Annotated in this window: 8 protein-coding genes; 3 read left to right on the forward strand and 5 right to left on the reverse strand. The window is 70.6% G+C overall.

Features of this window, described 5'->3' with window-relative positions:
- Positions 1 to 97 precede the first annotated feature (97 nt).
- The 4 genes from HNR16_RS09125 to HNR16_RS09140 all read right to left on the reverse strand — a co-directional run bounded on the left by HNR16_RS09125 (position 98) and on the right by HNR16_RS09140 (position 4,472).
- Positions 98 to 1,192 carry an ABC transporter ATP-binding protein gene (locus HNR16_RS09125; RefSeq protein ID WP_158040818.1) on the reverse strand — a complete coding sequence of 365 codons (1,095 nt, stop codon included), beginning with the start codon at positions 1,190 to 1,192 and terminating at the stop codon, positions 98 to 100.
- Positions 1,193 to 1,220: 28 nt separating this feature from the next.
- Positions 1,221 to 2,555 (reverse strand): ABC transporter substrate-binding protein, encoded by a 1,335-nt coding sequence (locus HNR16_RS09130; protein WP_158040819.1) that lies wholly within the window; start codon positions 2,553 to 2,555, stop codon positions 1,221 to 1,223.
- Positions 2,556 to 2,619: 64 nt separating this feature from the next.
- A complete protein-coding gene (locus tag HNR16_RS09135) occupies positions 2,620 to 3,498 on the reverse strand; it encodes a carbohydrate ABC transporter permease (RefSeq protein WP_158040820.1) in 879 nt (292 codons plus the stop codon).
- Positions 3,495 to 4,472, reverse strand: a complete 978-nt coding sequence (locus tag HNR16_RS09140; protein WP_158040821.1) for a carbohydrate ABC transporter permease — start codon at positions 4,470 to 4,472, stop codon at positions 3,495 to 3,497. The genes HNR16_RS09135 and HNR16_RS09140 overlap by 4 nt, the downstream gene beginning before the upstream one ends.
- Before the next feature lie 188 nt (positions 4,473 to 4,660).
- Between HNR16_RS09140 and HNR16_RS09145 the strand changes: the two genes are divergently transcribed.
- The 3 genes from HNR16_RS09145 (at position 4,661) to HNR16_RS09155 (ending at position 11,060) form a co-directional block, all read left to right on the forward strand.
- Positions 4,661 to 6,478 (forward strand): dynamin family protein, encoded by a 1,818-nt coding sequence (locus tag HNR16_RS09145; protein ID WP_225737878.1) that lies wholly within the window; start codon positions 4,661 to 4,663, stop codon positions 6,476 to 6,478.
- A complete protein-coding gene (locus tag HNR16_RS09150) occupies positions 6,475 to 8,073 on the forward strand; it encodes a GTPase (protein ID WP_158040823.1) in 1,599 nt (532 codons plus the stop codon). Before HNR16_RS09145 ends, HNR16_RS09150 begins: the two co-directional genes overlap by 4 nt.
- 257 nt (positions 8,074 to 8,330) lie before the next feature.
- Positions 8,331 to 11,060, forward strand: a complete 2,730-nt coding sequence (locus HNR16_RS09155) for an aminotransferase class I/II-fold pyridoxal phosphate-dependent enzyme (RefSeq protein ID WP_158040824.1) — start codon at positions 8,331 to 8,333, stop codon at positions 11,058 to 11,060.
- A 68-nt stretch (positions 11,061 to 11,128) separates the two neighbouring features.
- Here the strand turns inward: HNR16_RS09155 and holA are convergent, their stop codons facing one another.
- Entirely contained in the window at positions 11,129 to 12,157 is a 1,029-nt protein-coding gene (gene holA / locus HNR16_RS09160; protein WP_158040825.1) for a DNA polymerase III subunit delta, read from the reverse strand.
- Between the last annotated feature and the right edge of the window lie 77 nt (positions 12,158 to 12,234).

Genomic DNA, 12,234 nt, shown 5'->3' on the forward strand with positions numbered 1-12,234 from the left:
GTGTGCGCCCGCACCCCGTCCCCGGCACGCCGGAACGGCACCGCCCCCGCATCGTGCGGGGGCGGTGCCGTTTCGCGCGTCGCCGTCGTGGCAGGGCTCAGCGCAGCCGCCGTTCGGTGGCCGCGTCGAAGTGGAGGATGCGTTCGTGCTCGACGGCGAAGGTGAGTTCGTCCCCCACGGCGGGCGCGTGGCCCTTCGGGAGACGCGCCACGGCGGGCCGCTTGCGCGTCCCGTCGGTCGATCGCGCGTAGACGAAGAGGTCCGACCCGAGCTCCTCCACGAAGCCGACGGTCATCGTGATGCTCGGAACCGTCGGCGCGGGCTCCCCTTCGTGAACGAGGCGCAGGTCCTCGGGACGGATCCCGATGACCTCCTCGCCCTCGTGCCCCGGGAACCGGTTCACGGTCAGCGCGAGCGACGCGTTCGTCGCCGCGGCACCATCGTCGTTCGGCTGCACGTGCACGAGATTCATGGTCGGCGACCCGATGAAGCCCGCGACGAAGAGCGTGTCGGGCTCGTCGTACAGCTCGCGCGGCGTGCCGACCTGCTCGATGCGGCCAGCGTTCATGACGACGACGCGATCGCCCATCGTCATGGCCTCGGTCTGATCGTGCGTGACGTACACGGTCGTGACCCCGAGCCGCTGCTGCAGATCCGCGATCTGCGTGCGCGTCTGCGTGCGCAGCTTCGCGTCGAGGTTCGAGAGCGGCTCGTCCATGAGGAACACCTGCGGCTGGCGCACGATCGCGCGCCCCATCGCGACGCGCTGCCGCTGACCGCCCGAGAGCTCCCGAGGCTTCCGGTCGAGGTAGTCCTCGAGCTCGAGCAGCTCGGCGGCACTGCGCACCCGCTTCGTGCGCTCGGCCTTCGGCACGCCGGAGTTCTTGAGCGCGAACTCCATGTTGCCGGCGACCGTCATGTGCGGGTACAGGGCATAGCTCTGGAAGACCATGGAGACGTCGCGGTCCATCGCGCCGACACCCGTCACATCCCGATCGCCGAATCGGATGTCGCCCGCGGTGGGCAGCTCGAAACCGGCGAGCAGTCGCAGTGTCGTCGACTTCCCGCATCCCGACGGCCCCACGAGGACGATGAACTCGCCGTCCTCGATGTGGATGCTGACGTCCTCGAGGGACGGCTTCGTGGCTCCGGGATACGTCAGCGAGAGTCCGCTGAGCGTGACGTCGACCATGGTTCTCCTTCGTGTTCCCGAGCGGCGGCTACGCGCCGAGGCGGGGCTTGAGGTCGTTCTCGTAGAGCGACGTCATCTCGTCCTGCGCGCCCTGCAGGGTCGTTTTCACGTCCGCGTCGGTCGTGAGGATCGTCTGCAGCGCCGTCGAGATCGTCAGGTCGCCACCGGGCAGCAGCACGCGGCCGAAGTCCTGGTTGCGGGTCTTGGCGAGCTGCTTGACGGCGACCTCGAACGCGGGGGTCGTCGCGTAGACCTCGCTCATGTCGGCGTCGGTGCGGACGGGCAGGTAGCCGGTCGAGGCGGAGAACGTCGCCGTGTTCTCGGCGTTCGTGAGGAAGTCGATGAACTTCGCGGCCGCGAGCTGCTTCTCGGGCGTCGACTTCGAGGAGATGCCGAGGCCCGCGCCGCCCGTCGGGACGACGTCGTCGCTGCCCGCGGGGCCGCCGGGCAGGAAGCCGACGCCGATCTCGAACTGTGCCGTCTCGAGCAGGCCACCGAGCGAGCCGGTCGAGCCGATGAACGAGCTCGTCGCGCCCGCGGCGAAGTCGTCGGCGGGGTCACCGCTCGCGACGTTGGCCCAGCCGTCCTTCACACCGTTCTGCGCGAACGTGACGGCCTCGACCGTGGCGTCGCTCGTCATGGGCGACATGTCCCACTCGTTGCTCCAGTTACCGCCGTACGCCCACACGATGTTCGCCATCGTCCAGGCCGGGTACTCGTCCTGGGGCGGGAAGGTGAACGAGGACGCGGCGGCGTTCGCGGCCTTCAGCTTCTCGCCGTTCGCCTTGACGTCGTCCCACGTGGCGGGTGCCTGGTCGGGCAGACCGGCCGCCGAGTACTGCGACTTGTTGTAGTAGAAGATCGGCGTCGAACGCGCGTAGGGCGCGGCGAAGTGGGCGCCCTCGTAGAGATAGTCGTTGTAGAGCGTCTCCTGGTACGTCGAGACGTCGGCACCGGCCGCCGCGAGCGCGTCGTCGACGGGAAGGAGCGAACCGTTGAGGTAGTTGGTGAACCACGTGGCGTCGGAGACGACGACGACGTCACCGATGTCGTTCGAGCCCTGGGCGGCCTGGAACTTCTGCGAGACCTCCTCGTAGTTCGCGCCGGCCGTGACGATGTTGACCGTGATGCCGGTCTCGGCCGTGAAGGCGTCCGTGATCTGCTTCTCGACGTCGGTCGAACCGCCGGGGTGGTTCGTCCAGAAGGTGATCGAGTCGGCGGGCGTCACGCCCGAGAAGTCGACCGCCTCGCTCGCTGTGTCGGTGCCGCCGACGGCGGGGCCGCAGCCGGTGAGTGCGAGCGTCGCGACACCCACCGAGGCCGTGACGGCCAGCAGCTTCGGGGTACGGATTCGGATGGTCATGGATTCACTCCGATGGTTGTGTTGCTGTGGAGACGTGGGAGTTCGAGCGAGCGTGCGGCGGCCGTCACTTGACGGCGCCCTGCGTGAGCCCCGCGACGATGTAGCGCTGGAGCGACGCGAAGACGATGAGGATCGGGATGATGACGAGCACGGCGCCGGCCATGTAGAAGCCGTACACACCCGTGCCCGACTCGATCGAGTGCAGCAGGTTGAGGCCGACGGGCAGGGTCATCGAGTCGGGGGTGTCCGTGATGATGAGCGGCCACATGAAGTTGTTCCACTCGTTCACGATCGTGACGAGCGCGACCGTCGCGATCGCGGGCGCCGAGACGGGCACGACGATCTGCCACAGGCGTTTCATGTGCCCCGCGTGGTCGAGCTCCGCGGCCTCGAGCAGTTCCTTCGGGAGCGTCTTGAACTGCTGTCGCAGGAGGAACGTGCCGAACGCCGTCCCGAGCCCGGGCAGGATGATGCCCCACAGGGTGTTCCGGCCGCCGAGCTGCGAGACGAGGTTGTAGTTCGGCAGGAGGACGGCCTCGGGCGGCACCATGAGTGCGACGAGGATGCCGATGAAGATGAGGTTCTTGAAGCGGATCTTCACGAACACGAGCGCGTAGGCGGACGCGATCGCGAGGACGACCTTGATCGCCGATCCCACGAACGTGACGATGATGCTGTTGATCGTGATGCGGCCGAGCGGCACCCGGTCGGCGACGGCCTCGTAGTTCGCGAGCGTCGGCTCCTGCGGCAGGAACGCCGGGGTGAGCGTGACGATCTCGCTCGCGGGCTTGAACGACGACGCGATCATCCACGCGAGCGGCACGACGATGATGAACAGGGCGATGAGGATGGGCAGGTAGCCCACGAGGATCGTGTCGAGGACGTTGCGCCAGCCGAGGGCCTGTCGGAGCCCGTGGCCCGTGCGGACCGAGGTCACGGTCATGCGTAGTGCACCTTCCGCTCGACGAACCGCATCTGCAGGGCCGTGATCGCGAAGAGGACGACGAATAGGACGACCGAGATCGCGGCCCCGTACCCCGCCCGCTGGTAGGGGCCGAACGTCTGCAGGTAGATCTCGAACACGATCGTGTTCGTGCCGTTGCCCGTCGGGGTCATCGTGTTGAGCAGATCGAACGCCTGCATCGAGCTCAGGATCGTCGTGATGAAGAGGAAGAACACCGTCGGACTGAGCAGCGGCAGGACGACCGAGAAGAAGCGCCGCACCGGGCCCGCGCGGTCGATCGTCGCCGCCTCGATGAGGTCGCGCGGGATCGACTGCAGGCCCGCGAGGTAGACGACGGCGCAGTAACCGAGGTTCTTCCAGACGTAGACAATGATGACCATCACGAGCGCGAGGTCCTTGTCGAGATACCACTGCGGCGAGGTGCCACCGAAGCCGCGGATGACGTACGCGAGGACGCCGATCTGCGGATCGAAGATGAAGTTCCACACCATGCCGATACCGACGCCCGAGAGCACGTACGGCGCGAACACACCCGTCCGGAAGAGCGTGCGTCCGGGCAGTCGCCGGTTGAGTGCGAGCGCGAGCAGGAGGCCGATGATCATCGAGCCGGCGACCGTCGCGACCGTGAAGATCAGCGTCACCCGCCACATCTCGAGCCCACCCGACGAGGTGAACAGGCGCGTGTAGTTATCGAAGCCGACGAACCTCGCCGCCGACGAACCGAGGCTCCAGTCGAGCGTCGAGTAGTAGACGTTCGAGAAGAGCGGCACGTAGATGAACGCGATGATGAGCGCCGCGTTCGGGCCGATCAACCCCCAGAACACGAGCCGTTCCCTGCGCTGTCGACGGCGACGTGTCGCGTCGAGGGAGGCGGTGGCCCGGTCGTCCGGCTTCGCGGGCACCGCGGCGCGCGGCTCCTCGACGTCCTTCTGCAGTGTCTTCGGCGTTGCCACGAGTTCCTTCGGTGTTCCCGCGCCGAACGGCGTCCGGCGACCCCCGAAACGATGGGGCACGCGTCTGAATCACCGGATCGTCGTCGGTGAACGCGCGCGGACGTCGACGTGAAGGATCCGGGAACCCACCCCCACGCCGATCGTCTCGCGTCCGCCCCACGACGGCATGCATGCGGCATGCTGGGACCGTGACCGACACGACGCCCGGTGCCGAGGCCCGACTCGCCGAGCTCCGGGATGCGCTCGAGCAACTCCGGCTCCCGCTCGAACTCGCCGAGGCGGACGCCGCACGGCGCGTCCGAGACGCCTCGATCCGGCAGATCGACGACTACGTCGCGCCGCGGCTCGTGGACCTCGACGCCCCGCTGCTCGCAGTCGTGGGCGGCTCGACCGGCGCGGGCAAGTCGACGCTCGTCAACTCGCTCGTCGGACATCCCGTCACGCGGACGGGCGCGATCCGGCCGACGACCCGTCAGCCGATCCTCCTCCACGCGCCGACCGACCGCGAGTGGTTCGCCTCGACCCGCATCCTGCCCGGACTCGCGCGCATCACGGGTGTGCGGCGCGACGGCCACCTCCCCGCGAGTCGCGCGGGCGACGATCCGGACGCGACCCTCATCTCGTCGGTCGTGCTGCTCGCCGACGAGCGCATCCCCGAGCGGCTCGCGATCCTCGACGCGCCCGACGTCGACTCGATCGCCGACGAGAACCGCGCGCTCGCGAAGCAATTGCTCGCCGCCGCCGACCTCTGGTTGTTCGTCACGACCGCGAACCGCTACGCCGACGCCGTGCCGTGGGCGCTCCTCGAGGACGCCGCGGAACGCGACATCACGCTCGGCGTCGTCCTCGACCGCGTCCCCGTCGAGGCGGTGCCGGAGGTCGAACCGGACCTTCGGGCGCTGCTCGCATCGAAGGGCCTCGGCGCCGCGCCCGTCTTCGTGATCCCCGAGACACCGCTCGACGAACTCGGCATGCTGCCCGCCGGAGCAGTGGACCCCGTTCGCGCGTGGCTCGAGTCGCTCAGCGCCGATCGCGTCGCCCGCGAGGAGGTCTCGAGGCGGACCGTCGCGGGGGCGGTCCGTCGCCTCGCCGCGAACGCACGCGTCGTCGCGGCTGCCAGATCGGCGCAGCTCGCGGTCGCCGAGGGCGTCCGCGAGCGTACGCGCGACGCCTACGCGATCGCCCAGGAACGCGTGATCGACGCGACGCGCGACGGCACGCTGCTCCGCAGCGAGGTCCTCAGCCGATGGCAGGACGTCGTCGGCACGAGCGACGTGTTCCGCTCGCTCGAGTCGTGGTTCGGGCGCGCCCGCGACCGCGCGACCGCGTTCGTGCGCGGACACCCCCAGCCCATCCGCGAGGTCGAGGTCGAGATCGAGCACGGCCTGCACGCGGTCGTCGTCGACCAGGCGGGCCGCGCGGCGGCGGACGCGTATGCGCGACTGCGACAGTCCCCCGCCGGCCGCCAACTCGCCGCCGACACGACGCTCGGCCGCGAGAGCGCGGACCTCGACGCGCGCACGTCGACCGCGATCCGTGCGTGGCAGGCGGCGCTCGTGGACCTCATCCAGGAGCGCGCCGCGGGGAAGCGCGGCCGTGCCCGGCTCATGTCGCTCGGACTCAACGCCGTCACGGTGACGCTCATGGTCGTCGTGTTCGCATCGACCGGCGGACTCACGGGCGGCGAGATCGCGATCGCGGGCGGCTCCGCCGTCGTCGGGCAGAAGCTGCTCGAGACCGTGTTCGGCGAGGACGCCGTCCGTCGGCTCGCGGCCGAGGCGAGGGACGATCTCGAGCGGCGCGTGGCCGCCCTGTTCGAGACGGAGTACGAACGATACGACCTCCTGCTCCGACTCGTCGACGAGGGGCCCGGCCCCGACGATCTCGAGACCGCCGCGGCGGCGCTCGAACGGGCGATGCGCTCGGTCGGGCGCGATACCGCCGCCGACGCGCTCGTCGAGCAGGTCGATCCGGTCGTGCTCGAGAAGCCGGAGGAGACGGCGTGAGCCGCCCCGGACTGGACGCCCGACTGGCGGCACTGGACCGGGCGAGCGCACTCGGTGCCGGACGCGTCGACCCCACCGTCGAGGAACGCCTCGCCGCGATCGCCGAGCGCGCGCACGAACGACGCGGTCTCGCGGGCGACCACACGGTCGTCGGGTTCTTCGGCGCCACCGGCTCGGGCAAGTCGTCCCTCTTCAACGCCGTCGTCGGCGAGGAACTCGCGCGCGCCCACGTCCGTCGGCCGACGACGAGCGAGCCGCTCGCGGCCGTCTGGCGCCCGGAGGGTTCGGAGCAGCTCCTGGACTGGTTGGAGGTCCGCGACCGACGCACTCCGCACGCGGCGCTCGCCGGTGATCCCGAGCTGTCGGCGATCCTGCTCGATCTGCCCGACTTCGACTCCGTGGAGGCATCGCACCGCGCCGTCGCCGAACGGCTCGCCGGGAAGGTCGATGTGCTCGTGTGGGTCGTGGATCCGCAGAAGTACGCCGACGCCGTCGTCCACGCCGAGTTCATCGAGCCGCTCAGGACGCACGGAGCCGTGACCGCCGTCGTGCTCAACCAGATCGATCTGCTCGGCGCGGACGACGTCCCCGCGGTCGTCCACTCGCTCGGGGAACTCCTCCGTGCCGACGGGCTCACCGGCGTGCGCGTCCTCCCGGCGTCCGCCCGCACCGGGCAGGGCGTCGACGAGGTCCGCGACGTCATCGCACGCTTCGCCCGGGCACGCATCGCCCGGACGAAACGGCTCGAGGCCGACCTCGATGCACTCGCGGCCGACCTCCCGCCCACGAGCACCGCGCGCCTTCCGAAATCGCTCGGTGCGACGCTCGTGCGCGACCTCGGCCGCTCGGCCGGGGTGGACGACGTCGCGACCGCGGTCGGCCGCTCCTATGCGAAGCGTGCCGGGCAGGTGACGGGCTGGCCGCTCACGAGCTGGCTCCTGCGGCTCCGCCCGGATCCCCTGCGCCGGCTGCACCTCACGAGCGGTGGCCCGGGACGCGACGGGCGCGACCCGGACCTCCATCGCACGTCGCTTCCGCGTCAGAGCGCCGCACAGCAGGCGCTCGCTGGGCGCGCGGTGCGCAGCTATGCCGATGCCGCCGCCGAGGGACTCGACGAGGGGTGGTTCGCGGCGATCCGCGAGCACGCCGACGAGGCGCTGCGCACGCTCCCGGACGAACTCGACCGGGCCGTCGCCCGGACCTCGCTCGGTGCCCGTGGCTCCTGGTGGTGGGCGCTCGTCGGGATCGTGCAGTGGACGGCACTCCTCGCCGCCCTCGTGGGTGTCGGTTGGTACCTCGCGGCGTGGTTCCTGCCGCTCGCCGGGCTGCCCGCGCCGACGATCGCGACCGTGGAGGGGTGGCCGGTTCCGGGCCTGCTCGTCGTCGGTGGCGTGCTCCTCGGCATCCTGCTCGGCCTCGCCGCACAGGCGATCGGCGCGGCCGTCGGCGCGGCGCGCCGCGGCCGGGCGCGTCGACGACTCTCCGCAGCGGTCGCGCGCGTCGTCGACGAACGCGTCGTGCAGCCGATCGCCGCGGAACGGGCACGGTACGACGCGTACGCCGACGCCCTGCGCGTCGCGACCGCCGGACGCTGACCGTCGCGCGGCACGACACGTCCGTCGACGCCCCGCACGTCCCGACCGCGGGACACCGACCGCCACGCGGCACGACGCGCCTGTCGGGTTCGGTAGGGTCGAGGGCGTCCGCTTCGATCGTGGGCCCGAGGTCGGGTCGCCGCGACGGCACGGACCACCCGACGGTGGCCGCACGAGCTCCCGCGATCCGTCACCGTCCGCGACGTCCGACGACGGCCGATCGCGCAACCGCACACGCCACGAGACGAGCCGACCACATGGTTTCACCCATCGCCCCGATCAGCCGCGACGCGACGACGAACCGCGACCTCGAGCGGAATCCCGGGATGCCGTCGAGCGTGTGGCGCCTTCGGCTCGATGCGTGGGAGTACCTGCGGTACGCCGTGAAGCTGCTCGCCCGCGGCGGCGACGAGCTCGACGACGTCGCGGGGATGGCCGAGATCCGCAGGTCGCTGCGCTCCCTCGAGACGGTCGAGATGTACTGGGCGGGCTTCGGTCAGCGCTACGTGCGGACGATCCGCGAGCTCGTCGATGCGGGCGAGTACCGCTCCGCGCTCGAACGCATCGACGCGGTCATGCAGCGCATCCGCGGCGCAGGGTCGCTCGACGCCGCCGACGGCGCGAACGACCCGCAGGGGGCCATCGGCTCCGACGAGCCCGTCGAGGCCCCGGCCGACGGGCGACCGCGGTTCGAGGTGCTCGTCGTCGACGAGATGTCGCCGGCCGACCGCGACGCGCTCAAGGCGGAGATGGCGCGCATGCGCACCGACTCCGACGCGTTCCTGTACGAGCTCGTGATTGTGCCGAGCGCCGAGGACGCGATCGCGGCCGCGCTCACGAACCCGAACCTGCAGGCGTGCGTCGTGCGCCCCGGCTTCTCGTCGCGCTCGGCGCAGGCGCTCAGCCGCGACCTGCGCCGGACGATCGAACTCGCGACGGAGACGTACGCGAGCCCCGCGGCACGCCGGGACGCGGGCGGTGCCACGCAGCACGCTTCCATCCAGCGCATCGTCGGACTCGCGGACGTGATCGCCGGGATCCGCCCCGAGCTCGACCTCTACCTCGTCGCCGGTGCCCACATCGAGGACCTCGCGGGTGCCCTCACGCGTCGCTTCCGTCGCGTGTTCCGCCGTGAGGACCGCCTCGAGCTGCACCTCAGCCTCATCAGGCGCATCTCGCACGTCTTCGACACACCGTTCTTCACCGCGATCCAGGAGCACGCCCGCCGCCCCGCGGGGGTCTTCCACGCCCTGCCCGTCTCGCGCGGTGGTTCCGTCGTGGGGTCGAAGTGGATCCGCGACATGGCGGACTTCTACGGGCTCAACCTCCTACTCGCCGAGACGAGCGCGACCTCGGGCGGCCTCGACTCCCTCCTCGCACCGACCGGCACGATCAAGAAGGCGCAGGACCTCGCGGCGCGCGCGTTCCACTCCGACTCGACGTGGTTCGTGACGAACGGCACCTCGACGGCGAACAAGATCGTGCACCAGGCCGTCACGGCGCCCGACGACGTCGTCATCGTCGACCGCAACTGCCACAAGTCGCACCACCACGCCCTCATGCTGTCGGGGGCGCGCGTCGCGTACCTCGACGCGTATCCGCTCGACGAGTTCGCGTTCTACGGCGCGGTCCCCATCAGCCGGATCAAGCGGCTCCTGCTCGACTACCGGGCGGCCGGGCGTCTCGACGAGGTCCGCATGGTCACGCTCACGAACTGCACGTTCGACGGCATCGTCTACGACCCCGAGCGGGTCATGGCCGAATGCCTCGCGATCAAACCCGACCTCGTTTTCCTGTGGGACGAGGCGTGGTTCGCGTTCGCCGCGTTCCACCCCGTCACGCGACGCCGCACCGCCATGTCGGCGGCGGAGCGGCTCGAGGAGCAACAGCACAGCGCCGAGCACGCGCGTGCCGTCGCCGAGCAGCGTCGACGCCTGTTCGACCCCGAGACGGGCGAGCCCGCACCCGACGAGGTGTGGCTCGCGGAGCGCCTGCTCATGCCCGTCGACGCCCGCATTCGCGTGTACGCGACGCAGTCGACCCACAAGACGCTCACGGCGCTGCGACAGGGATCGATGATCCACGTGCGCGATCAGGACTGGAAGGAGGTCGAGGAGTCGTTCCACGAGTCGTTCATGACGCACACCTCGACGTCGCCGAACTACCAGATCCTCGCATCCCTCGACCTCGGCCGTCGTCAGGTCGAGCTCGAGGGCTTCGAGCTCGTGCAGCGACAGCTCGACCTCGCGACGAGCATCGCCCACGCGGTCGCGCGGCACCCGCTCCTGCGCCGCACGTTCCGGGTGCTCACGATGCACGACCTCGTGCCGCCCGAGTACCGCACGACGACGCGGCCGATGCCGCTGCGCGACGGGCTCGCGGAGATGTGGGAGGCGTGGGCGACCGACGAGTTCGTCGTGGACCCGAGCCGCATCACGATCGAAATCAGCCGTACCGGCGTCGACGGCGACACGTTCAAGCACGAGCACCTCATGGATCGCTACGGCATCCAGGTCAACAAGACGAGCCGCAACACGGTCCTGTTCATGACGAACATCGGCACGTCACGCAGCGCGGTCGCCTACCTCATCGAGGTGCTCGTGAAGCTCGCGGAGCGGTTCGAGGACCGCGACGAGGACGACGCGCCCGCCGAGCTGCCGCCGCTGCCCGACTTCAGCGAGTTCGCGAACGGCTACCGCACGACCCCCGATCTGCCCGACGGCGACATCCGGACGGCCTACTACGCCGGGATCCGCGGGCAGGACGTGGAGCACGTGCTCGGCGACGCGCTGCGCCGACGCGTCGCCGACGGTGAGCGGCCCGTCTCCGCGGGCTTCGTGACCCCCTACCCACCCGGCTTCCCCGTGCTCGTGCCCGGCCAGGTCATCAGCCCCGCCGTGCTCGAGTTCATGGCCGTGCTCGATACGCGCGAGATCCACGGCTACGACCCGAAGCAGGGCTACCGCATCATGCCCGAGCCGAGCTGATCCGCCGGCCGGCCGGGCGGGCGGGTGCCCGTTCGGTCGGCGAGTCGACCCCGCTCCGCCCGGTGGGCTCAGACGTCGCGCGTCGCGATCTTCCGGAGCAGGCGCTCGACCGCGAACTGCGCGTCGCGGCTGCCGCCCTTCACCATATGGTCGGTCTCCGCGACGAGCGCGATCGCCCGGCCGAGGCGGACGTCGTCCCAGTCCCGCAGCTCGCGCCTCGCCTGCGACACCTGCCACGGCGACGCGCCCGCGACCTTCGCGAGCTGCGCGTCGGAACCGTGCTGGTCGGAGACCTTCGCCATCATGCGCAACTTCGCGGCCACGGCCGCGACGATCGGCACGGGGTGCACGCCCGTCGAGAACCCGTGCCGCGCGAGCGCGAGCGCGTCCCTGACACGGCCCCCGAGGGCCGCATCGGCGATCTTGAAGCCCGTCGTCTCGACCCGACCACCGTAGTACCGCTCGACGTCGCGCTCGGTGACGTCGCCGCTCGTGACCGTGATGAGTTGCTGCGCCGCGGCCGCGAGTTCGGCGACGTCCGTGTTGAACGCGGCGACGAGTTGCGCGGCCGCGGACGGGTCGATGCGCCGCCGCTCGGCGCGGAACTCGCCCAAGACGATGTCGACGAGTTCGTTCGGCTTCGGTTTCGGGCAGCTGATCTCGATCGCGACGTCCTTCGCCGCGCGGACCGCGTCGAGCAGCTTCTTCCCGCGCACGCCCGATGCGTGCCGGAGGACGAGCGTCGTGCCCTCGACGGGCGATTCGAGATACGCGAGGCCGTCGACGATGAGCGCGTCCGTGCACTGCTGCACCCCGTCGATCACGACGAGGCGGGACTCCATGAACAGGGACGGGCTCACGAGCGTCGCGAGGGATCCGCCCGTGTAGGCCGAGGCCTCGACCTCCGTCACCTCGAGGTCGGGATCCTCGGTGCGCAGCGTCCGCTTCAGCAGGCCGATCGCGAGGTCGGCGAAGTAGTCCTCGGGCCCCGAGACGAGCACGACCGGTGCGGGACGCACATCACGCGGCGCGAGCACCGGGATCGCCTGCTTCGCGGGCTTCTTCGCGGAAGACGACGCGCGCTTCGGTGCCGCCACGGATTCTCCTCACGGTTCGGTTCGGAACTCCCCCATCGTAGGCGGCCGAACCCGCACGCGATGCCCGCGGCCGGCGG

The organism is Pseudoclavibacter chungangensis (genome assembly GCF_013410545.1).
Classification (GTDB): Bacteria; Actinomycetota; Actinomycetes; order Actinomycetales; family Microbacteriaceae; genus Pseudoclavibacter; species Pseudoclavibacter chungangensis.